Below are 22,485 nucleotides of genomic sequence, written 5' to 3' on the forward strand. Positions count from 1 at the left end.
CCCGAAGAGCGCGGGGCCTGTCCGGCGGCTCAGGTCGGACAGGCCCCGAGAAGTGCGTCAGCTCAGCGCCGACGCACAGGTGGTGGCGGTGGCGTGCGCCGGGTCGAGGGCGCCCGCCACCTCGTGGAAGGCGATCCGGTCGGTCAGCCCGATCAGGGCGTGCTCGGAGAGGTCGAGGGCGCACAGGTTCTGCAGCAGCACGTTGTGCACGTCGGGACCGCTCAGGAACTGACTGCTGTACGGGGTGACCACCTCGTCGTACTTGGTGGCGAGGACGGTGTAGTGGACGCCGGGAACGGTGTCTCCGCCGGCGTTGAGCTTGGTGAGGAAGGCGGATCCGACGATCTGGTCGGCCAGCCCGGGTGTCGAGGCGGAGATGAGGTCCGCGGCGCCGGGGAAGTACGGCAGCAGCTTGGTGAACCCGTCGAGGTCGGTGCCGTGGTTGTCGGGCGCGATGCCGACGAGGGCGTTCACCTTGGCGGCTCCGCCGAGGAACTTGAGGTAGTAGCGGGGCATCATGCCGCCCTGCGAGTGGCCGACGAGGTCGACCTTGGCGGCACCGGTCGCGGCGAGCACCTTGTCGACGTAGGCGGACAGCTGCTCCGCCGACTTGTCGATGGGGGCGAGGCCGTAGAAAACGGGGACGCCCGACAGCTGACCGTAGTCGAAGGAGAAGACGCAGTAGCCGCGGTCCTCCAGATACGGGGCGAGGGCCAGCCAGTTGTCGACGGAGTTGGCGAGGGTGCCGTGCACCAGGACGACGGGCCGGGGATGGGCGGCGGACGGCTTGCAGGAGTAGTCGTTCCAGCCGCTCGACGAGGTCGCGGCCGTGTCGGCGGCGTGGGCGGCGGTGGCGGCGGGGACGGTGACGACCGCGGCGGTCAGGAGCAGCGCGGTCAGGGGTCTGAGCACTCGTTTCCAGGGCAGCATCGTGTGATCTCCTTGCGGCTCAAGGGAGTTGCGATGGCCTTACGCCCTGTGATCCGGATCACGAAGGATGCTGTTCACTCGTCAAGTTACGGGCGAGTAGTGCAAGTGTGAAGTTACGCGTCAGTAAAAACTTCCAGTGATAACTGACTCGCCAGTAGCCGACACCGGAACCCTCACCAGGCGGGCCGGATCGGCCCATAGGGAGCAATACGCCCCAACTGCCCGCCCAGCGCTCGCACTTCACGCTCGCCGAGCACGGCACTCCACTCCCGCACCACCTCCGCGGCAGCCTCTTCCGCGGCCCGCGTACAGGCCCACCCTCGCTCCGTCAGCACGATCAACTTGGCGCGGGCGTCCACGGGATGCGGCCGCCGCTCGGCATAGCCTTTCCGCACGATCTCTTCGACGAGCTGGCTGGCCGCCTGCTTGGTGACCCCCAGATGGACGGCGAGGTCGGTGACCGTCGCGCCGTCCGGCGCGAGCCGCGCGAAGGCAAAGCCGTGGGCGGGCCGCACCCCCTCGAAGCCGCGGGCGACCACGCCCTCATTGATGCGTTGCGTGAGCTCACCGGCGACGGCAAGCAGGGCGGCGGACAGGGCCATGGCCTCGGAGTTGTGCACGGAGGCATTGAAACACCCTTGACGGAATGGTCAAGCAGCTTGACTATGGTTCTGCCAGATAGTCAAGCTGCTTGACCATATGTGATCGGAGTCAGCCATGCCCGTCATCCGCACGTCCGAAGCTGTCACCCACGAGATCCACGGCGCCCGCTTCGTCTCGTACGCCACCCCGCTCGCCGGCAGCAAGGAGCTCTGCGCCTGGCGTGGCGAGATCCCCGCCGGGACCAAGGCGCCGGTGCACACGGTCAATCGTGAGGAGATCTTTCATCTCCTCATCGGGGAGCTGCTGATCACTCTCGACGGCCGCACCGACCGCATCACCGCGGGCGACACGGTCATCGTCAACCCCGGCTCGACCCTCGGCGTCGAGAATCCCACCGATCAGACGGCGATCTCCTGGGTCACCACGTCCATCGGCCTGGAGGCGGTCCTCGCCGACGGCACCCGGCTCACTCCCCCGTGGGCCAACTGAGGCCTATGCCGCCAGCGCCCCCGGCCGCAGCGCCCCCGGTCCGAACTTCGCCCGTACCCGGTCCGCGACCTCCTCGATGCGGCGGGCCTTCTCGTCCACCGGGTCGAAGGTGAGCTGGTAGGAGGCCTGTTCTGCGGGGCCCAGGGACTCGGCGCGGAGGGCGAGGGCGCGCACCCGGGCGCGCTGGAGGCCCAGCGACTCGTACATGTCGTACGCCGTCCTGGTCAGGGCGGCCGAGTGGGCGGTGGGTTCCTTCAGGGTGCGGGTGCGGGTCGTCGCGGTGCGGTCGGCGTAGCGCGCGGTGAGGGTGAGGGTGCCGCAGACCTTGTCCAGGGCGCGCAGCCGGGCGCCCAGTTCCTCGGCGGCGGAGAGCAGCGCGCGGCGGTGCCGGTCCGGGGACAACTCGTCGCGGGTGAAGGGGCGTTCGGCGGCCAGGGAGCGGGAGACGGCGTTCGGGACGACCCGGCCGCGGTCGACGCCGTTCGCCTTCTCGCGCAGTTCGCGGGCCGCCCTCGCACCGATCAGACGCTGGAGTGTGGAGAGCGGTGCGGCGGCGACCCGGCCGAGCGTGTCCAGGCCGTACTCGTCCAGGGTGCGGGCGGTGGCCGTGCCGACACCGGGGAGCGCGGTGACCGGGCGGTCCGCGAGGAACTCCGCGATGCCCTCCGGATCGCCGGGGGCCTCGCAGGTCAGCCCGGGCCCGGCCGCTCCCAGCGCCACCCGGGCCAGCATCGGGCCCGGCCCGGCGCCGATCGCGCAGTCCACGCCGTACAGGGCGAGGGCGCGCACCCGGATCACCGCAGCCAGCTCGATGGCGCTGCGCCCGAAGTACCGCTCGGCGCCCCGCAGATCGGCCAGCGCCGCGTCCGGCGGCAGCGCCTGGACGACCGGGGTGAACTCCTCCAGCAGTCCGAGCAGCCCCGGCAGCGCGGCCTCGGACTCCGAAGGCAGCTGGAAACGTACGCACACGATGGTCATCCCGCACTCCCCGGGCTCTGGTGCCACAACTTCCGTACCTGTGAGGGCTCTTGGCCCGCCGGCCGCAGATCGGCCCACGGGTTCATCTCGTATCCGGTGGGCAGCTGGATCCGCCTGCCGTGGGCCGAATCCCCGCCGCCCTCCGGCAGCGGCTGCGCCAGCCGCTTCGCCACCTCGTCGAGGCCGCCCTCGGCGCGCAGTTCGACCAGTTCGGCGAGGTTCCAGGCGGCGGCGCCCACCACGCTGAGGCTGCGCGGTCCGCGCCGCTGCACCACCCCGCGCACCAGCAGCAGCCAGGAGTGGAAGACGGTGTGGGCGCAGGCGTCGTGGGAGTCGTCGAAGAAGGCGAGATCGACCAGGCCCGTGCCGTCGTCCAGAGTGGAGAAGATGACGCGCTTGCCGGAGCGGATCGGCGGGGTCTGCGTCGCCACCTTGGCGCCCGCCACGAGCACCGTCTCACCGTGCCCGGTCTCGCGCAGCCGGCGCGCGGAGACCACGCCCAGCTCGTCGAGGAAGGCCCGGTGATCGTCCATCAGGTTGCGTGAGGCGTCCATCGAGAGCACTCCCAGCTCGGCACTGAGCTTCTCCGCCTCCGACAGGTCCGGCAGCCCGGCCGGGGCCGTCTTCCGCCCGCCCGCCAGGGGGAGTTGGCCGCCACCCGCACCCCGGGCGCCCCGGTGCAGTTCGGTCAAGTGCAGTTGCAGATCACGGCGGTTGGCGCCGAAGGAGTCCAACGCGCCGACCTGGGCCAGCCTTTGGGCCAGCGGCCTGCTCGGCCGCGCCCGCTCCCAGAAGTCCAGCAGCGAGGCGTACGGCTGCCCCTCCGCGATCCGCGCCGCCTCGGCCTCGCTGATGCCGTACACGTCGGAGAGGGCCAGCCGCAGCCCCCAAACCTCGGGCCCCTTCGACTCCCTGGATTCAGACACCAGTTCGATACGGTGTGCGACCGCCGACTTGTTCACATCCAACGGCAGCACCGGCACCCCGCGCCGCCGCGCGTCCGCCAGCAACAGCCGCTTCGGATACATCCCGGGGTCGTGCGTGAGCAGTCCGGCGTAGAAGGCGGCCGGATGGTGCGCCTTCAGCCACGCCGACTGGTACGTCGGCACGGCGAAGGCGACCGCGTGCGCCTTGCAGAAGCCGTAACTGCCGAAGGCCTCGATGATCTCCCAGGTCCGCCGAATCGTTTCTGCGTCGTACCCGGCCGCCGCCGCGTGCTGGGCGAACCACACCTTGATCCGGCCCTGCGACTCCGGGTCCGACAGCCCGCGCCGCACCCGGTCCGCCTCGCCGCGTCCGCAGCTGGTCATGATGGCCACGATGTCGATGATCTGTTCGTGGAAGACGACGACCCCGTACGTCCCCTTCAGCGGTTCCTCCAGGTCCGGGTGCGGATAACGGACGGGCGCCCGCCCGTGCCGCGCCTCGATGAACGGCCGCACCATGTCGGCGGCGACCGGGCCGGGGCGGAAGAGGGAGATGTCGACGACGAGGTCGTGGAAGGTGGCGGGCTGCAGCCGCCCCACCAGGTCCCGCTGGCCCGGCGACTCGATCTGGAAGCAGCCCAGGGTCTCGGTGGAACGGATGAGCCGGTACGTCGCCGGGTCACCGCCCTCGAGCGCATCCAGGTCGATCCGCTCCCCCGTGGCCCGCTGCACCTCGGCGACCGCGTGCGCCATCGCCGACTGCATCCGCACCCCGAGCACATCGAGTTTGAGCAGTCCGAGGTCCTCTACGTCGTCCTTGTCGAACTGCGACATGGGGAAGCCCTCGCCGCTGGTCGGCATGACCGGCGTACGGCTCAACAGGGACGCGTCGGAGAGCAGGACCCCGCAGGGGTGCATGGCGACTCCGCGCGGCAGGGCGTCGAGGGCCTCGACCAGTTCCCAGAGCCGGCCGTAGCGCTCCTTCTCCCCTGCCAGCGCTCGCAGTTCAGGCAGTTCCTCCAGTGCCGCGCGGGCGTCGCGCGCCCGGATGTGCGGGAAGGACTTGGCAATGCGGTCGATGTCGGCCGGGTCCATGGACAGGGCCGCGCCGACGTCACGGATCGCGTGGCGGACGCGGTACGTCTCCGGCATCGAGACCGTGGCGACCCGCTCCTCGCCGAACCGGTCGATGATCGCGCGATAGACCTCGAGGCGGCGTGCCGACTCCACGTCGATGTCGATGTCGGGGAGCACGACCCGCTCCTTGGACAGGAAGCGCTCCATCAGCAGTCCGTGCTCGACCGGATCGGCGTTCGCGATGCCGAGGAGATGGTTGACCAGGGAGCCCGCTCCGGAGCCGCGGGCCGCCACCCGGATGCCCATCTTCCGTACGTCGTCCACCACTTGAGCGACCGTCAGGAAGTAGGAGGCGAAGCCGTGGTGGGCGATGATGTCCAGCTCCCGGTGCATCCGCTCCCAGTAGGCGCGCCTGTCGGAGTAGCCGTGCAGCACCATCCCGGCCGCCGCCCGCGAGGCCAGTGCCCGCTGGGCGGTGCGGCGGCCGGCGCCGACGAGGTGCGGCTCGGGGAAGTGGACGGCGCCCATGCCGAGGTCGTCCTCGGGGTCGACCAGGCACTCGGCGGCCGTCGCCTGCGTCTGCTCCAGCAGCCGGTGGGCGGTGTCGCGCCGGTAGCCCGCGGCCTCGACGACCCGCTCGGCGGTGTGCAGCATGTCGCCCGCACCCTTGAGCCAGGCCTCGCCCGAGTCCAGCTCCTTCGTCGGGTCGACGGGGACCAGTCGGCGGGCCGCGTCCAGGACGTCGGCGACCGGGCCGAGGCCGGGGTCGGCGTAGCGGACGGCGTTGCTGAGCACCGGGCGGATGCGCTGCTCGGCGGCGAAGCCGAGGGTGCGGGCGGCCAGGCGCAGGGAGCCGGGGCCGGTGCCCTTGCGGCCGTGCCAGACCGTCTCGAGGCGCAGGGCGTCGCCGTAGACCTCGCGCCAGGGGCCGAGCAGCCTGGCCGCGCGGTCGGGGCGGCCGGCGGCGAGGGCGCGGCCCACGTCGGAGGCGGGGCCGAGCAGGACGGTCAGACCCTCGGCCCGGTTGTCCGTCCAGGGCAGCAGGGGCGGCCCGTCGGCGGAGTGCGCCGCGGTGACCAGGCGGCACAGGTCGGCCCAGCCGCGGGCGCCGTCCCGGGCGAGAAAGGTGACGCGGGGGGTCGACTCGTCGATGAAGGCACCGCCGCGTACGGGGGTGCGGCGCCGTTCCCGTCGTACGGGATCGTCCTCGCGCAGCCGGGCGGGCTGCTGCACCGCCAGTTCCGCGCCGAACAGCGGTCGGACGCCCGCCCCGGCGCAGGCCTTGGCGAAGCGGACCGCGCCGGCGAGGGTGTCGCGGTCGGTGAGGGCGAGGGCGTCCATGCCCTGCTCGGAGGCGCGCTCCGCCAGCCGCTCCGGATGCGAGGCGCCGTAGCGCAGGGAGAATCCGGAGACGGTGTGCAGATGGGTGAAGCCAGGCATCCGCACCTCCCGCTGTCTGAGCCGTCTCCATTATCGAACATCAGTTCCCGACTGCCTCACCTCCACCATAGACCAAAAACCGAACGAGTGTGCGACAACCGTTCGGCCCTCCCCCACCTGCGGAAACGTCCGCCGCCCCGGACCGTGAGGACATGGCACAGAGGAGCTTTCTCGCCGAGGTGAAGGACGCGGTCACGCCGCGTGCCACACTGCTGGTCGTCGGTGTGATCGCCCTCCAGCTGCTGTTCATCGCCTCCTATGTGGGCGCGCTACACGATCCGAAACCCAAGGACGTGCCCTTCGGAGTCGTCGCCCCCAAGGCCGCGGCCGAGCAGGTGGTGGCCCGGCTGGACAGCCTGCACGGCTCGCCGTTCGACCCGCGGGCGGTGGCGGACGAGGCGACGGCGCGCGAGCAGATCCTGAACCGGGACATCGACGGCGCACTGCTGATCAACCCGGCCCGCACGGCCGACACGCTGCTGGTGGCCAGCGGCGGCGGCACCGTTCTCGCGAACACCCTCCAGCAGTACCTCACCCTCCTGGAGGCCTCTCAGCAGCGGACCGTCCGGACGGTGGACGTGGCCCCGGCCTCCGCCCAGGACTTCGACGGGCTGTCCTCCTTCTATGTGGTCGTGGGCTGGTGTGTCGGCGGCTATCTGTGCGCCTCGATCCTGGCGATCAGCGCAGGCGCCCGGCCGGCCAGTCTGCGCCGTGCGGTGATCCGGCTGGTCGTGATGGCGCTGGTCTCGATCGTCGGCGGACTCGGCGGAGCGGTGATCGTGGGCCCGATCCTGGGTGCCCTGCCGGGGAGCGTGCTCGCCCTGTGGGGTCTGGGGGCGCTGATCACCTTTGCGGTCGGGGCAGCGACGCTCGCGCTCCAGGGGATCTTCGGGATCGTCGGCATCGGCCTGGCGATCCTGCTCGTGGTGATCGCGGGCAATCCGAGCGCGGGCGGCGCCTTCCCGCTGCCGATGCTGCCGCCGTTCTGGAAGGCGATCGGGCCGGCGCTGCCGCCGGGCGCCGGGACCTGGGCGGCGCGGTCGATCGCGTACTTCGAGGGCAACGACACGACCGCCTCGCTGCTGGTGCTGTCGGCCTGGGCGGCGGCCGGCATCGCGATCACGCTGGGGGCGGCGGTGCTGCGCGAGAGACGCGCGGACGAACCTCTAGCTACCCAGGCGCAGTGAGCGGTTCGGGCAAAGCCCGCTGCGGTCCGCCGCGCCCCAAAGGGGCGCGGGGCTGTATCGATTTGCGGCTCCGCCGCGTGGGCGCGACCAGCCACGACGCACCCGCAGCCAGTTCACCGCACATCCCGTGGAGCGCTTGGCACGCCGCACGCGAAAGTCCCGCACCTCGCGCGCAGGGGCGGGACTTTCGCGTGCAACCGGCGGAGCCGAAGATCAGCCGATCTGGGCACCCTCGGCCGACAACGCCTCGGTGACCGGCTGGAAGAAGGTCTCGCCGCCGGAGGTGCAGTCGCCGCTGCCGCCGGAGGTGAGGCCGATCGCCGCGTCGCCGTCGAAGAGCGAGCCGCCGCTGTCGCCGGGCTCGGCGCAGACGTCGGTCTGGATGAGACCGCTGACCGTGCCCTCCGAGTAGTTCACGGTGGCGTTCAGGCCGGTGACCGTGCCGGTGTGCACCTGGGTGGTGGAGCCGCTGCGGGTCACCTTCTCGCCGACCGTGGCCTCGGCGGCGTGGGTGATGGACTGCGAGGAGCCGTTGTAGAGGTCGACCGCGCTCGGGTGGTCCACGTCGGCGGTGTACTTGACCAGGCCGAAGTCATTGCCCGGGAACTGGGAGTCGGCGTTCTGGCCGATCTGGTTGCCGCTGGAGTCCGACCAGGTCTTGATGGCGTCGGTGCAGTGGCCCGCGGTGAGGAAGTACGGCGCGCCGTCCTTGGTCACGTTGAAGCCGAGCGAGCAGCGCCCGCCCGAGCCGGAGATGGCGTCGCCACCCGCGATGAAGGGCTTGAACTCCCCCTTCGAGCGCTTGAGTTCGGCCTTGGCGCCGAGCCCGTCGACGACCTTGGAGAGCTTGGCCCACTCGGCCTTGGAGACGGTCTTGTCGGCGGTGACGACGACCTTGTTGCTCACCGGGTCCGTCGACCACGAGGTGCCGGGGATGGTGGCGTCCTTGGTCAGCGTCGTACGGGCGGCGTCGAGTTCGGCGAGGGAGTTCTCGACGAGTCTCGCCTTGGCGCCGGCCGCCTCGACGGTCCTGGCTGCGGCCTGGTCGAGGACGTTCACCACGAGGCTCTTGGCCTTCGCGTCGTAATACGTTCCCGCCGCGTCGGTACCGAGGTTCTTGCCGAGGGTCGAGGCGAGCTTTCCGGCCGCCACGGCCGACAGGGTCTCGGGCGCCGAGGTCTTCGCGGGCTCGCTGGCGTTCGCAGTCTGGAAGGTGACTCCCGCGGCCACCAGTGCGGCTATGCCCGCACCGGCCAGGGCTGCACGCCGCTTGGGTATGCGTCGGTGCTTCAACTCACGTCCTCCTGTGGGGGGTCGGTCCGGGAGGTTGTGGGGACCTCGCGAACCGGAAGGCGTTGAACAGCGCCTACTATCCCGAGGGCGGCAGGGAGCACACAAGGGCGTCTTCAGGACGCGCGTAGAACGCGGGATGTGCGCCCCCGTCGGTTTTGACAGTCCACGGTCACTCCATGTCTTCGCTCTGCAAACACTACGAGCGAGTAGCCCATGTGCGGTGCGTGAGGTCTAGTCCTGTCCGGATTTCGCCCCTTCGGGGCCGGGCTCCAAGCGCGGCACAGGGGGCGGCAGTTGCTCCTGCACCGGTTGCTGCTGCGCCTGGACCGGCTGCTGCGGCACCTGCTGGGGCACCCCGGCCGTCTGCTGCGCCTTCTCCAGGAACCGCAGCAACTCCACTGGGAACGGCAGTACGAGCGTGGAGTTCTTCTCGGCGGCGACGGCCGTCACCGTCTGCAGCAGCCGCAGTTGCAGCGCGGCCGGGGTGTCCGCCATCTGCTGCGCGGCCTCGGCGAGCTTCTTCGACGCCTGGAGTTCGGCGTCGGCGTTGATGACCCTGGCCCGGCGCTCCCGGTCGGCCTCGGCCTGCCGGGCCATCGAGCGCTTCATGGTCTCCGGCAGGGACACGTCCTTGATCTCGACGCGGTCGATGGTGACGCCCCACTCCACGGCCGGGCTGTCGATCATCAACTCCAGCCCCTGGTTGAGTTTTTCCCGGTTGGACAGCAAATCGTCCAGTTCGCTCTTGCCGATGATGGACCTGAGCGAGGTCTGCGCCATCTGCGCGACGGCGAACCGGTAGTCCTCGACCTTGACGACCGCCTCGGCGGGCCCGGTCACCTTGAAGTAGACGACGGCGTCCACCCGCACCGTGACGTTGTCCCGGGTGATGCCCTCCTGCGCGGGCACCGGCATCGTCACGACCTGCATGTTGACCTTCTGGAGCCGGTCCACGAACGGCACGATCATCGTGAACCCCGGCCCGCGCACCTCGTCTCGGAGCCTGCCGAGCCGGAACACCACACCGCGTTCGTACTGCTTGACGACCCGCGCGGCCGCCATCACGTACACCACACCGGCGGACGCAAGGGTCGCTCCCGCCGCCACCAGCTCCTCGACCATGCCGCCCCCAGGGGACCGAGCACCACGTGTACTTCGAAGGTAACTCCGTCACCCGGACAAGAGGGAGCCCCCGCGCGCCGGTTGCGCACGGGGGCCGGGAACAGCGGGCGTCAGCCGATGCTCACGCCGTAGTGGCTCAGCGCCGCGGTGACGGGCTGGAAGAAGGTCGTGCCGCCCGAGGAGCAGTCGCCGCTGCCGCCGGAGGTGAGACCGTACGCCACGGTGCCGCCGTACAGCGGGCCGCCGCTGTCGCCGCCCTCGGCACAGACGGTGGTCTGGATGAGGCCGTAGACGACGTCGCCGCTGCCGTAGTTGACGGTGGCGTTCAGCGCGGTGACCCGGCCGCTGTGCGTACCGGTGGTGGAGCCTCGGCGGTACACCGTCGTACCGACGCTCGGGGTGGCCGCGCTGGTGATGGTCTGGCTGCCGACCGTGCTCGGGTGCGAGATCGACGAGTTGGTGTAACGCACCAGCGCGTAGTCGCTGCCCGGGAAGGTGTAACCGACGTTCGTACCCAGCGTCGTGGTGTGGCCCGAGTTGGAGTACCAGGTGGAGGCGACCTCACCGCAGTGGCCCGCGGTCAGGAAGTAGTAGGTGCTCCCGCTGTGCACGTTGAAGCCGAGGGAGCAGCGGTACTGGCCGCCGTAGATGGCGTCGCCGCCGCTGATCAGCGGCTTGAACTGCCCGGAGGTGTGCTTGATGGTGAGCGCGCCGGCGTTGCTGCCGGCCTGCCGCTTGATCTTCGCGATCTCGGCCTTGGAGACCGTGCTGTCGACGGTGACCACGACGCGGTTGGTCTTGCTGTCGACGGCCCAGGCGGTGCCCGGGACGTTCGCCTTGAGCACCGAGGCGTCGGCGCTCTTCAGCTGGGCCGTGCTGAAGGGGGTGGCGGTGGACGCGTTCGCGCTGGGGACCGCGATCGCTGCGGCGGCCACGAGACCGGTGGTGACGGCGATCAGCCGGGTCCGTCTCGCAATGCCGCTGCGGGGGGTGGTGCGCTTGATCCTCACGTTCGTTCCTCCCAAGGGGAAGTCGGGGGCCCGCGTGGGGTCGGGGCCCGTGAGGCGCAGCCAGGGCCGCGTTCGTCCGGATTCCGGACACGCCGTGCCCCTGACAAGCGCTTGCGGGGAGTATTCGGCCGAACGGCCGGTAGGCGCAAGGGCGCCTTTCGGCCGCCAACCCCTCCACGAACCATGAGTTTTGGCCATCTCTGCCCTGGTTCGGACCAGGTGTGCGGACGCCCGCCTCACCCGGATGTTCCCCGGCGGCGGGAACGGCAGAAGCCCAGCACACGGGGATGTCCGGAAGTCGCCCTTCCGGATGGCCCTCACCCCTGAGGCCCCGACCGTTCAGGCGCTGACGGACGGTACCGGGTCGGGCAGGCCGAGATGGGAGCGCAGCGTCGCGCCCTGGTATTCCGTGCGGAAGGCGCCTCGCTCCTGCAACAGCGGCACCACCCGGTCCACGAACTCGTCGAGTCCGACCGGGGTGATCAGCGGCTGCAGGATGAAGCCGTCGGCGGCGTCCTTCCGCACATACTCCTCGAGTTCGGCGGCGACGGCCTCGGGCGTGCCGACGAAGGACTGCCGGCCGCCCGCCTCGATCACGGTCTGCCGGATGGACAGCCCCTTCTCCTTGGACAGCGCGCGCCACTTCTCGGCGATCGCCACGGTGTCGCCGCGCCGGGTCCGTCCCTGGGTGATCGCGGAGTCCGCCACCGGGTCGATCTCGGGGAGCGGGCCGTCGGGGTCGTACGCCGACAGGTCGACACCCCAGATCTGCTCCAGGGCGACGATCGCGTTCTGCGGGGACACCTGCTGCCGCCGGATCTCGGCGGCCCTCTCCTGGGCCTCGGCGGCGGTGTCGCCGAGGACGACGGTGACACCGGGCATGATCTTCAGGTCGTCCGGGGAGCGGCCGTACTTCTCCAGGCGGCGCTTCACATCGGCGTAGAAGGAACGCCCCGCCTCGAGCGTGCCGTGCCGGGTGAAGACGACGTCGGCCGTGGACGCGGCGAACTCCCGTCCCTCGGCCGAGTCCCCGGCCTGGATGACGACGGGGTGCCCCTGCGGCGACCGCGGCACGGTGAACTCGCCCGCGATGTCGAAGTGCTGCCCGCGGTGCGCGAAGGGCCGGGAGATGCCCTCGGGGGTCCAGGAGTCCCACAACTTCCTTGCCACGCCCACGAATTCGGCGGCGCGCATGTACCGGTCCGCCGGGTCGAGGAAGCCGCCGCGCCGGAAGTTCTCGCCGGTGAAGGCGTCGGAGGAGGTCACCACGTTCCAGGCCGCGCGGCCGCCGCTGAGGTGGTCCAGCGTGGCCAGCCTGCGGGCGAGTTCGTAGGGCTCGTTGAAGGTGGCGTTGACGGTGGCGGCGAGGCCGAGGTGTTCGGTGACGCCGGCCAGCGCGTTCAGCACGGTGAGCGACTCGGGCCGGCCCACCACGTCCAGGTCGTGGATACGCCCCTTGTGCTCGCGCAGCCGCAGCCCCTCGGCGAGGAAGAAGAAGTCGAACAGGCCGCGTTCGGCGGTGCGGGCGAGGTGCGCGAAGGACGAGAAGTCGATCTGTGACCTCGAGCGCGGATCGGCCCATACGGTGGTGTTGTTGACGCCGGGAAAGTGGGCCGCCAGGTGGACTTTTCTGCGGGCTCGTACGGTCATGACGCTCCCCCTGTCACGGCGTACCGGTTGACGGGCCTGGCGAGGCCCAGGTGCTCCCTCAGGGTGCTGCCCGGGTAGAAGGTGCGGAACAGGCCGCGGTGCTGGAGCAGGGCCACCGTGCCGTTGACGAGCCGCTCCAGGTCACGGCGCGGCTCGGTGGGCGTGAGGTGGAAGCCGTCGACGATGCCGTCCGCGTGCCAGCCGGCGATCAGCTCGGCGAGGTCCACGGGGCCGCCCCGGTACAGCGGGCCCTGCACGGTCTGCCGGGGGCCGCCCCCGCCATGGCCCGGCTCGGCCGCGTGCTCACCGTCGCCGAGGTCGACGAGGAGGCTCACGAGGACACGCAGGGTGTCGGGGTCGCGTCCGAACTCGGCGGCGGACTGGCGGAGTTGGTCCCGTACGGCGGCGGCCTGCGCGGGGCTCGCGGCCCGCACCAGGGCCACGTCGGCGTACTGGGCGGCGGTGCGCCGGGCGTGCCCCTCGGTGGCGTCGACCACGCGGACGGGGTGGCCCTGCGGGGGCCGCGGCACGATCGAGGGTCCCTTCACCGAGAAGCCGGTGCCGGTGAAGTCGACGTGGTGCAGCTTGTCCCGGTCGATGAAGCGGCCGGTCGCCAGGTCCCGTATCTCGGCGTCGTCCTCCCAGCTGTCCCACAGCCTGGCGGCCACCTCGGCGACTTCGCCGGCCTCGCGCCACAGCTCGTCGGCGGTCACGGCATGGCGGCGGCCGAAGAGGCGGGCCTCGCCCTCGGTGGTGGACACGTCGATCCGCCAGCCGGCCCGCCCGCGGCTGACCCAGTCGAGGGTGGCGACGGCGGCCTGGACATGGAAGGGCTCGGTGTGGGTGGTGGTGACGGTGGGGACCAGGCCGATGCGGGCGGTGGCGGGGGCGACCCGGGACAGGACGGCGAGCGCGTCGGGCCCGGGACGGGCGAAGCTGTCGTCCAGCGTGACGAAGTCCAGGCCGCCGCGCTCGGCGAGCCGCGCCAGTTCGATGTGGGAGCCGGCGTCGAACACCGCCGGCTGGTCCAGGGCGGCGGCCAGGTGCAACAGCCCCCGGCCGTGCGATGAGGTCATGTGGGGGGAACCTTTCAGAGAACCTTGGAGAGAAACGCCCGGGTCCGCTCGTGGCGGGGGGCGTCCAGCACGTCAGCGGGCGGGCCCTGCTCGACGATCTTCCCGTCGGCCATGAACACGACCGTGTCGGCGACCTCGCGGGCGAAGCCGATCTCGTGCGTGACGACGATCATCGTGGTGCCCTGATCGGCCAAGTCCCTGATGACGTCGAGGACTTCGCCGACCAGCTCGGGGTCGAGCGCGGACGTCGGTTCGTCGAAGAGCAGCAGCCTGGGCTCCAGTGCCAGCGCCCGTGCGATGGCGACCCGCTGCTGCTGTCCGCCGGAGAGCTGTCGCGGGTAGGCGTCGGCCTTGTCCGCGAGACCCACCCGCTCCAGCAGCCGGCGCGCACTCTCGAGGGCCTCCTTGCGCGGCCGTTTCAGTGCGGACACGGGCGCCTCGATGATGTTGTCCACCACGGTGAGGTGCGGGAACAGATGGAAGTTCTGGAAGACGAACCCGATCCGGGTGCGCTGCTTGAGCACCTCACGCTCGGGCAGTTCGTGCAGCTTGTCGCCGGAGCGCCGGTAGCCGACCAGCGTGCCGTCCACGCTGATCGCTCCGTGGTCCACCTTCTCCAGGTGGTTGATGGTGCGCAGCAGCGTCGACTTGCCGGAGCCGGACGGGCCGAGGACCACGGTGACCTCGCCGGTGCGCACCTCCAGATCGATGCCCTTGAGGACCTCGAGCGAGCCGAAGCTCTTGTGGACGGATCTGATGTCGACCATGACGCTCATCGGGGCACTTCCTTGGGAATGGGAGGGAGGCGGGTCATGCGGTCGCGCTGCCGTCCAGCTCGCGCAGGAACCGCAGCGCGGCCCGTGCGGTGGCGTCGTTCTGCCGGAAGGCCGGACCGCCGGTGCGCGGCCGGGTGAAGGCACCGGGCGTGCGTCCGTCGGTGTACGGCCCGAGTGCGAACCGCCGGGGATGCGGCCGCCCGGCGCCGTCGAGGAGCCGCCCGTCGGCGGGGTCGACCCGCAGCAGCCCGTCGGGGGTCTCGACGGCGCCGTCGGCGTGCAGTTCGCGCAGCAGGGTGTCGCGGGCCCGTCCGACGGTGGGCTCGGGCAGCCGTGCCTCGACCAGCGCCCGTGCCTCGACGAAGGCACCCGGAACGGTGGCACTGGACGCCCGGAACACCCCGCCCTCGGCGCTGACGGTCATGTCGGCACCGAGGAACTTCAGGACACCGGCACGGGACAGGGCCAGCATCTGCCGCAGCCGCGGACCGGGCGGCCCGGAGGCCAGATAGCTGAAGAAGCCGTGCCACCAGGGGCCGATGCCACCGAGCCGGACCAGTTGACCGTAGACGGAGAGCAGCCCGAGGAACACGGCCAGATCCGGGCTGTGGCGCGGATCGTGACGTCTGCTCAGGTCCTGCTCGATATACGTGCGCATTCCGTCCTGGAAATCGTCGAAGGAGCCGTACCGCACCCCGTCCAGCGGGTGGTCGAGCGCGTCCAGGTCGAGCCGGTCGGCGGGGTCGGGCACGGCGGACGCCACGAGCGCCTCCCGCTCGGCCACGTCGGACGCGGCAGCGTACTTCTCCTCGAAGGCACTCCATTCGACGGCCGTCCGCTCCGGATGCACGGTGAACAGCCGGTGGTAGTGGGCGAACCCCAGCTCCTTCTCCACCAGCGGCCACACATCCCGCCGGAAGTCGAACCCACCCGGGCGCGCGAGCAGCGCCTCGACCTCGGGCGGCCCGAAGAACCTCGGCAGCGGCGGCCGTTCACCGCTCCAGTCGTAGCCGATCTTCGAGTGGTACGGCACTCCGCGCCGCGAACCGACGTACAGCACCGGCTCCTGCCCCGACGGCACATAGGTGTCGCCGTCGTACCGCCCGCCCCGCCCCTCGGTCAGCAGGACCATCAGGTCGACGAAGGCGAGCCCGAACCCGCGCACGAGAACGGGCTCACCGGCCTTCAGCGCGGACAGGTCGCTGTCGGCGGTGAAGTCGGGCGGAAGGTGGACCAGCCCGTGCGCACGCGCATACTCGGCCAACTCGATCTGCTGGTCGTCGAGTTCGGCGTCGAGATGGCCGAGCGTGAGCACGACGAGGTCGGCCAGGAGCGGGCGCGGGCGGCCCTCCAGCCACACCTGCTGACGGCCCTCGCGCGGGCCGCTGACCCGTAGGGCCCGCCGGGGGTGGTGGTGGACGACGACACCCGGGGGCAGATCGGCCACGGCCTGTTCATGCACCCAGCGCAGATAGGCCCCTTGGAGCTGTCGGTCCGCGAAGGTACGGCCGTCGATGCCGGCCCACTCGTGCAGCGTGGGCCCCTCCCGTACCGGGCCCTCCATGGCCACCGTCTCGTCGGTGAACATGGTGACGTCCTCGGCGTGGGAGTTCATCCACAGCAGCGGCGACTGCGCGGCGCGCCAGATGCGTCCGGCGCCGGGCGGATGGGGGTCGACGAGATGGATGTCGAGGCCCGAACCGGCGTACAGCTCGGGCGCGTTGGCGGCGATCCGCTCGATGAGACCGGTCCCCCGCGGCCCGGCCCCGACGATCACCAGGGAGGGCCTCATCGCGCGCGCTCCGAACCGCGGGCGTAGTGCTTCTCCACGTAGTACTGCCCGACACCGAGCACCGAGGTGACCACGGTGTACCAGAGGGTGGCCACCATCAGCAGCGGAATGACCTGGTAGGTGCGGTGGTAGATCAGCTGCGCCGAGAAGAGCAGGTCGTTCACCGCGATGACGCTGACGATGGAGGTGCCCTTGAGGGTGCCGATCAGCATGTTCCCGGCGGGCGGCACGATGGAGCGCATCGCCTGCGGCAGCACGATCCGCCGCCAACGCCGCCACCGGCTCAGCCCGAGCGCCTGGGCGGCCTCGATCTGCCCCCGGTCGACGGACAGGATGCCGCCGCGTACGACCTCGGCGGCGTACGCGGCCTCGTGCAGCGTGAGTCCGACGACGGCGACCTCGACGGGCCCGAGCAGATTGACGGTCTTGACCCCGAACAACTCGGGATACAAGGCCCCGATGTTGAACCACAGCAACAGCTGCACCAGGATCGGAATCGACCGGAAGAGCCAGACATATCCCCAACTCACCGTTCGCAGCACGGGATTGGCGGACAGCCGGAAGGCGGCGAGCAGCGTGCCCAGCGCAAAGCCGAGCACCATCACGACCGCGGTCAGCCACAGGGTGAGCCACAGCCCGCGCAGCACCGAGTCCGAGGTGAAGTACTCGGCGACGACGTCCCACTGGAACGCCCTGTTGCGCAGTACGGAGTCGACGGCGAGACCGAGCAGGGCAAGCACGAGGACGGCCGCGGTCCACTGCCCGAACCGCCGCTGCGGAACGATACGCAGGGCATCGGCCCGCTCGGGTATGTCCGGTGCCGCCGGGACTTTGGCGAGAGTGTCGGAAGACATACGAAGGCTCCGTGACGCGTAGGTCGAACACGGTGGATGCCTTCACACGGACGCGCCGGGCTGGGCACAGCGACAGCGCGATACGGCCGAGCCCCTCAGCAGGGCCGTCCATCGACTGTACGGGGCCGTTTCCCCTCACTGTCAAGGCTGTCCGGCATGTGAGCAGCACGTCTCAAGTCAGTTGACGCAGAACCGGATGCCTGTTCCACTTGGCCCATGCATCCACAGCAGTGGCTGGTCACGCGCTCCCACATCGACTTCGGTCGAGTGTGGTCCTGTTCCTGTTGAGCCGACCCCACTGCGCGCCCTGACCGGGCGTTCTCAGCGTTCTCCCGCTTCGCCTTCACACGCGCACGCACCCCTCCCCTCGCGCTCTTTCACTCCTTCCTGCTTCCAGGAGACCGCACACGATGCGCACGTTCACGCGTACCCGTAGAACCCTCTTTGCTCCTTTCGCCCTGATTGCATCGGCCACGGTGCTGCTCACCGCCTGTGGCTCCGGTTCGGACGGCTCGACCGACGCCGCGGGCACCTCGGCGAAGGCGGACAAGGTCCCCACGACGGACGTGGTCTCCGCCGTCCACAAGGACGAGGCGTCGGCAAAGCTCCTGCCGTCGGGCACGACAAGCCTCACCGTCGCGTTCAGCGTCGGCGGCACCCCGCCCGGCACCACCTACCTGGACGACGGCAAAACCCTGACCGGCCAGGACGTCGACTTCGCCGACGCGGTCGCCAAGGTGCTCGGCATCAGGCTCAAGTCGGAACAGGCCGGCTTCGAGGCGATCCTGCCGGCCCTCGACAGCGGCAAGTACGACTTCGGCGCGAGCAACTTCGGCGTCACGGACGAACGCCGCAAGACCATCGACTTCGTCACCTACATCAACGACGGCCAGGGCTTCGCCACCCGCAAGGACAGCAAGCTCTCCAAGGTCACGGACCTGAAGCAGCTGTGCGGCCTGAATGTCGCGACCGGCGCCGGCACCACCTTCGAGGCGACACTGGAGGAGAACGAGAAGCTCTGCACGACCGCCGGCAAGAAGCCCTACAAGGTGCAGACCTACAACGACACGGGCGCCATCTGGTCCTCCCTCCAGCAGGGCCGCAGCGACGTGGTGATGTCCACCATCAACGGCCTCCGCTACGCGGTGGCCCACCAGCAGGGCGTGAAGTTCCTCAACGAGTACCACCGCCTCGACGTCGGCTTCGCCTTCAAGAAGGGCACCAAGCTGGCCCCCGCTTTCCAGTCAGCGGTGAACAAGCTGATGGCAGACGGCACGTACGAGAAGATCCTCAAGAAGTGGGGCACAACGGGCTCGGCGATCACCAAGTCCCGGATCTCCCCACCGGAACTGAAAAACTGACGGCGAGTTCCCCGCGCCCACAGGGGCGCGGGGCTGTGTCGATCTGCGGCTCCGCCGCGTGGGCCCGAGCAACCACAAGCCACCCGCACCCGCTAACGCACCATCGCAACCCGCCTCTTGGGCGCAGCCCGAACCCCGATCACCCGGTCCATCAACGCCCCCAGAACATCCCGCACCGAGGAACGATCCCGCGCATCACACTCCAGCACCGGAACGTCGGCCGCCAGGCCAAGCGCCTCCCGCACCTCCTCCAGTTCGAACTGCTCCGCCCCGTCGAAGCGATTCACCGCAAGGACGAACGGCTCCCCCTGCGACTCGAAGTAGTCGACGGCCGGGAAACACTCCTCGATGCGCCGAGTGTCCGCCAGGACGACCGTCCCCAGGGCCCCCTCCACCAGGTCGTCCCACAGGAACGAGAACCGGTCCTGCCCGGGCGTCCCGAACAGATAGAGCGCGATCGTCGGATCAAGGGTGATCCGCCCGAAATCCAGCGCCACGGTCGTGGTCGTCTTCGACTCGACCCCGTCGAGCGAGTCGACCCCCACGGACACCTGCGTCATCGCGGCCTCCGTGTCCAGCGGTTCGATCTCCGAAATCGCCCCGATGAACGTGGTCTTGCCGACGCCGAGTCCACCGCTCACCACGATCTTCACGGCGAGCGGCACGATCCTGTCAGAGCGCCCGGACATGGTCCCTGATCCTTTCGAGCATCTGGAGCGGCAGCTCCTCGGGTTCCCGGCAGTCGAGCCGGCCGGCGACGACCAGGTCGGACACGAGCACCTTGGCGACGCCCAGCGGGATGCCGACCCGCGACGCCACCTCGGCCACCGTCATCGGCTGCTCGCACACCGCGACGATGTGCCGCCTTTCGAACGTCAGCGACTCGTCGGGCTCGCCCACGGCGACGACCAGCGTCTCCAGCCGCAGGTCGGCCTGGAGCGGCTCGGCCCGGCCGCCGGTGATGATGAACGGCCGGACGAACGTCGCGTCCTCAACAGGCTCTACGTCCATGGGCTCTTCACCGTTCACCGCGGCAACGCCTGCCGCAGATCGGCGATGAGGGCCGGCGTGAGCAGATCGCCCGCACGTTCCGCGAGGACCGCCATCTCGTAGCCGACGAGCCCCAGTTCACCGCTGCTGTCGGCAAGCACACCCAGACAGCTGCCGTCGCGGATCGCGGAGACGAGCAGGAAACCCCGGCCCATCTCGATCATGATGAGTTTGACCCCGTCGAAGCCGTACCGCTTGGAGGCGCTGCGCGCCAGACTGCTGAGCCCCGAGACGATCGCGGCGAGATGGTCGGCCTCGGTCCGCCCGAGCCCGTCGGACACGGCGATCAGCAGCCCGTCGGAGGAGACGGCGACCGCGTCCCGCACCCCGTCGGTGCTCTTGACGAAATTGGCGAGCAGCCAGTTGAAGGTCTGCGAGTCCTTGTGGGCGTCGACGGCGGTCACTTGGCGTCACCCTCTTTCTGCGCGGCGCCCTTGTGGTCGTCCTTGTCGCCCTCCTTCGCCTTCTCCTTCTCCGCGCTGATCCCGCCCCGCATATGGGCGCTGCGCAGGGTGGAGAGCATCCCGGAGATCTCCTCGGGGCTGCGCTCGGGCGTGGGCCCGGCGGGCGCCGGGCGCTCGGGGCGGTCGGTCTCGCTGACGGCGTCGGAGATGGCGCTGCGCTGCGGTCGCTTGACGAGCCCGTTGCGGGTCCGCGCGGCGGAGGTGCCCTTGCCGCCCGCGGCCTTGTTGCCGGCGTTCTCGGCGGGTTTCGCCTCTGCCTGAGCCGTCACCAGCTCCCTGGGGGGAACGTCCACGTCCTTCTCCTTCCGGGGAGCGGGGAGCACCGGCTTGTCGGCGGCCTTGCTCTGCGGAGCGTCCGTGAGCAGCTGCAACGGAATCAGCACCCGGGCGACCACTCCGGCCGCCGGCGCCTCGCCGAGCCGTACCTCGATCCCGCACTTGCGGGCGAGGGCGCCGACCACGAAGTGGCCGAGGAACCGGGTGGGTTCCGCCATGAAGCTGGCCGTGCCGGACAGCCGTACGTTCGCCTCGGCGAGCGCCTGGGTGTCCATGCCGAGCCCGTTGTCGACGATCGCGACGAGATAACCGGCGCTGGTGCGCCGCCCCTCGATCTCCACGGCGGAGTCCGGCGGCGAGTAGCTCAGCGCGTTCTCGATCAACTCGGCGAGCAGATGGGCGACTTCGGCGACGACGGCGCCGCTGATGTGCGCGGGTTCGATCCGGCGCAGGGTGACCCGGCGGTACTCCTCGACCTCGGCGAGCGAGGCGCGCAGCACGTCGGTGACGGCCAGCGGGGTGGCCCAGGGGCGGGGGCTGGACTCCCCGGCGAGCACGAGGAGGCTTTCGGCGTTGCGGCGCATACGCGTGGCCAGGTGGTCCAGTTCGAAGAGGTTGGCGAGGGTGGCCGGGTCGGCGTCCTCGTGCTCCAGCTTGTTGATGAAGCTGATCTGGCGGCGTACCAGGTTCTGGTTGCGGCGGCCGAGGCTGACCAGCGAGTCGGTGGCGTTGCGGCGCAGCACGGCCTGTTCGGTGGCGAGGTCGAAGGCGGCGCGCTGGACGCGGTCGAAGGCTTCGGCGACCTCCCGGACCTCGGCGCCCGCCCTGCGGCCCACCGTGAGCGGGGCGGGTGGCTCCGGGCTCTCCCCGGAGTCCGCGTCCTGTACGGCGGCGACGGCGCGCGGCAGTCGCTCGCCCGCCACCTCCCGGGCTTGCTGGGCGAGTTCGGCGAGCGGCGCGGACACGGATCGTACGCAGTCGAGGGCGAGCGCGCCGAGCGCGGCGACGGTGCCGAGCGCGAGCAGCACGAACAGCAGCAGGTCACGCTGGGCGGTGCTCTCCAGGTCGGCGGCGCGGTGCTCGACGTCGGCGCCGAGGGAGATCTGCACCGCCCGCAGCCCGTTGATGGTCGAGGTGGTGGTGTTCCACCAGTCCATGGGCGGGAGGCTGGAGGAGCTCAGCTTGGAGCCGCCGTGCACGGCGACGCTCTCGTAGGCCAGCATGCGCTCCGCGTCCGGAGTGGTCAGGGCCTCGTTCAGGCGCCGTTGTTGGTCGGCGGTCGCCGAGCGGGGGAAGGCGGCGAGGGCGGCCTGGCGACCCGCCCGGATCTGCATGAAGCGGCTGTAGTCGTCGCCGCGGAAGCGGCCGCCGGAGGCGCGCACCGAGCCGAGCACGATGGCGCGCTCCTCTCCGGTGAACTCCTTGGCGTTGCCGAGGACCTGGAGCGCCTGGTAGGCGTCGCGCAGGGTGCCGTCGCGCACCGCGTCGAGGCCGAGGTCGAGCCGGTCGAGGACGGTGATCGTGGTGGTGAAGTAGTTGAAGGTGTCCTTCACGACGCCGGTCCCGTCGTCGGCGTCCCTGCGGATGCCGGCCAGGCCGTCGAGCCGTCCGAGGGACTCGCGCACGGAGTCGGCGGCCGCGTCCTCGCGCCCCTTCAGCGCCTTGTCGAGCGCTGCGCGGGCGGTGTCGGTGGCCCGCCGCTGGGCAGGCAGTTTGGCCTTGAACTGCCCTACTCCGCCCACGTAGCCGGTGGTGAGTCCGCGCTCCTTCTGCAGCTCGTGCACCAGGCCCTGGAGGGTGATCTCCAGCCGTGCGTTCTTGTCGGTGGCCGATGCGTTGCGGTAGGCGGAGATCTGCTCGGAAGCCGCGACGCCGAGCAGCGTCAGCAGGACCGCGAGGGCGAGGATCAGGATCCGCAGCAGCCTGGTGCGAATGGTGGTGGTCGCTTTTGCTGTGACGTCCACTGAAGTGCCTTATGTGGGTGGCGAGTCGGGACAGGGACAGAAATGGTTCTGCTTCCGCCCAACGACCTCACCGGGGCACCGGTCACCAGATCATCTTCTTCTTTTACGTTGTGGACACACGATCTTCGGGAAGCGCCAGGTGGCCGCTCCGCGTGGCGCATTCCGTA

At 70.5% G+C, this 22,485-nt stretch carries 19 protein-coding genes; 3 read left to right on the top strand and 16 right to left on the bottom strand.

All coding sequences use genetic code 11. The features are described 5' to 3' along the window. Nucleotides 1-57 precede the first annotated feature (57 nt). Nucleotides 58-930 carry an esterase/lipase family protein gene (locus ACFY1E_RS15520; RefSeq protein ID WP_389075848.1) on the bottom strand — a complete coding sequence of 291 codons (873 nt, stop codon included), beginning with the start codon at nucleotides 928-930 and terminating at the stop codon, nucleotides 58-60. 173 nt (nucleotides 931-1,103) lie between these two features. Next, a complete protein-coding gene (locus ACFY1E_RS15525; RefSeq protein WP_389075851.1) occupies nucleotides 1,104-1,550 on the bottom strand; it encodes a MarR family winged helix-turn-helix transcriptional regulator in 447 nt (148 codons plus the stop codon). Nucleotides 1,551-1,647: 97 nt separating this feature from the next. On the opposite strand from ACFY1E_RS15525, the gene ACFY1E_RS15530 reads away from it, so the two are divergent. Then, nucleotides 1,648-2,022 carry a cupin domain-containing protein gene (locus ACFY1E_RS15530; protein WP_389075853.1) on the top strand — a complete coding sequence of 125 codons (375 nt, stop codon included), beginning with the start codon at nucleotides 1,648-1,650 and terminating at the stop codon, nucleotides 2,020-2,022. Between the two features lie 3 nt (nucleotides 2,023-2,025). On the opposite strand, the gene ACFY1E_RS15535 is transcribed toward ACFY1E_RS15530, so the two are convergent. Both ACFY1E_RS15535 and ACFY1E_RS15540 read right to left on the bottom strand, forming a co-directional pair. After that, a complete protein-coding gene (locus ACFY1E_RS15535) occupies nucleotides 2,026-3,000 on the bottom strand; it encodes a hypothetical protein (protein ID WP_389075855.1) in 975 nt (324 codons plus the stop codon). After that, the gene (locus ACFY1E_RS15540; RefSeq protein WP_389075858.1) at nucleotides 2,997-6,443 is read right to left on the bottom strand and encodes a DNA polymerase III subunit alpha; all 3,447 of its coding nucleotides are present in this window, start codon (nucleotides 6,441-6,443) and stop codon (nucleotides 2,997-2,999) included. The genes ACFY1E_RS15535 and ACFY1E_RS15540 overlap by 4 nt, the downstream gene beginning before the upstream one ends. 152 nt (nucleotides 6,444-6,595) lie before the next feature. Here ACFY1E_RS15540 and ACFY1E_RS15545 point away from each other — a divergent pair, with 152 nt between their 5' ends. Further along, nucleotides 6,596-7,630 (top strand): DUF3533 domain-containing protein, encoded by a 1,035-nt coding sequence (locus ACFY1E_RS15545; RefSeq protein WP_389075859.1) that lies wholly within the window; start codon nucleotides 6,596-6,598, stop codon nucleotides 7,628-7,630. A 213-nt stretch (nucleotides 7,631-7,843) separates the two neighbouring features. On the opposite strand, the gene ACFY1E_RS15550 is transcribed toward ACFY1E_RS15545, so the two are convergent. From ACFY1E_RS15550 to ACFY1E_RS15585, 8 genes are all read right to left on the bottom strand, one after another. Further along, nucleotides 7,844-8,923: a S1 family peptidase gene (locus tag ACFY1E_RS15550; protein ID WP_389075862.1), complete on the bottom strand. Its 1,080-nt coding sequence runs from the start codon at nucleotides 8,921-8,923 to the stop codon at nucleotides 7,844-7,846. Between the two features lie 231 nt (nucleotides 8,924-9,154). Further along, nucleotides 9,155-10,045: a slipin family protein gene (locus tag ACFY1E_RS15555; protein ID WP_389075864.1), complete on the bottom strand. Its 891-nt coding sequence runs from the start codon at nucleotides 10,043-10,045 to the stop codon at nucleotides 9,155-9,157. A gap of 110 nt (nucleotides 10,046-10,155) precedes the next feature. Beyond that, a complete protein-coding gene (locus tag ACFY1E_RS15560; RefSeq protein ID WP_389075866.1) occupies nucleotides 10,156-11,055 on the bottom strand; it encodes a S1 family peptidase in 900 nt (299 codons plus the stop codon). Nucleotides 11,056-11,394: 339 nt separating this feature from the next. Next, complete coding sequence (locus ACFY1E_RS15565) at nucleotides 11,395-12,705, bottom strand: NtaA/DmoA family FMN-dependent monooxygenase (protein WP_389075868.1); 1,311 nt, start codon at nucleotides 12,703-12,705, stop codon at nucleotides 11,395-11,397. Continuing rightward, complete coding sequence (locus tag ACFY1E_RS15570; protein ID WP_389075870.1) at nucleotides 12,702-13,781, bottom strand: LLM class flavin-dependent oxidoreductase; 1,080 nt, start codon at nucleotides 13,779-13,781, stop codon at nucleotides 12,702-12,704. The genes ACFY1E_RS15565 and ACFY1E_RS15570 overlap by 4 nt, the downstream gene beginning before the upstream one ends. 14 nt (nucleotides 13,782-13,795) lie before the next feature. Continuing rightward, entirely contained in the window at nucleotides 13,796-14,557 is a 762-nt protein-coding gene (locus ACFY1E_RS15575) for an amino acid ABC transporter ATP-binding protein (protein ID WP_389075873.1), read from the bottom strand. Between the two features lie 34 nt (nucleotides 14,558-14,591). Beyond that, nucleotides 14,592-16,349 (bottom strand): FAD/NAD(P)-binding protein, encoded by a 1,758-nt coding sequence (locus ACFY1E_RS15580; protein WP_389075875.1) that lies wholly within the window; start codon nucleotides 16,347-16,349, stop codon nucleotides 14,592-14,594. Next, nucleotides 16,346-17,203, bottom strand: coding sequence for an amino acid ABC transporter permease (locus ACFY1E_RS15585; RefSeq protein WP_389075877.1), 858 nt, complete (start codon nucleotides 17,201-17,203; stop codon nucleotides 16,346-16,348). Before ACFY1E_RS15585 ends, ACFY1E_RS15580 begins: the two co-directional genes overlap by 4 nt. A gap of 410 nt (nucleotides 17,204-17,613) precedes the next feature. Here ACFY1E_RS15585 and ACFY1E_RS15590 point away from each other — a divergent pair, with 410 nt between their 5' ends. Then, the gene (locus ACFY1E_RS15590) at nucleotides 17,614-18,564 is read left to right on the top strand and encodes an ABC transporter substrate-binding protein (protein WP_389075879.1); all 951 of its coding nucleotides are present in this window, start codon (nucleotides 17,614-17,616) and stop codon (nucleotides 18,562-18,564) included. A 92-nt stretch (nucleotides 18,565-18,656) separates the two neighbouring features. On the opposite strand, the gene ACFY1E_RS15595 is transcribed toward ACFY1E_RS15590, so the two are convergent. From ACFY1E_RS15595 to ACFY1E_RS15610, 4 genes are read right to left on the bottom strand one after another with little or no spacing between them, the layout of a single operon-like run. Beyond that, nucleotides 18,657-19,253, bottom strand: a complete 597-nt coding sequence (locus tag ACFY1E_RS15595; protein WP_389075881.1) for an ATP/GTP-binding protein — start codon at nucleotides 19,251-19,253, stop codon at nucleotides 18,657-18,659. Then, the gene (locus tag ACFY1E_RS15600) at nucleotides 19,237-19,575 is read right to left on the bottom strand and encodes a DUF742 domain-containing protein (RefSeq protein ID WP_389075884.1); all 339 of its coding nucleotides are present in this window, start codon (nucleotides 19,573-19,575) and stop codon (nucleotides 19,237-19,239) included. Before ACFY1E_RS15600 ends, ACFY1E_RS15595 begins: the two co-directional genes overlap by 17 nt. Nucleotides 19,576-19,589: 14 nt before the next feature. Continuing rightward, on the bottom strand, nucleotides 19,590-20,018 hold the full coding sequence (locus tag ACFY1E_RS15605) for a roadblock/LC7 domain-containing protein (RefSeq protein ID WP_389075885.1): 429 nt from the start codon (nucleotides 20,016-20,018) through the stop codon (nucleotides 19,590-19,592). Next, a complete protein-coding gene (locus ACFY1E_RS15610; RefSeq protein WP_389075888.1) occupies nucleotides 20,015-22,318 on the bottom strand; it encodes a nitrate- and nitrite sensing domain-containing protein in 2,304 nt (767 codons plus the stop codon). Before ACFY1E_RS15610 ends, ACFY1E_RS15605 begins: the two co-directional genes overlap by 4 nt. Nucleotides 22,319-22,485: the final 167 nt, after the last annotated feature.

This window comes from Streptomyces sp. NPDC001604, from assembly GCF_042893475.1.
Lineage (GTDB): Bacteria > Actinomycetota > Actinomycetes > Streptomycetales > Streptomycetaceae > Streptomyces.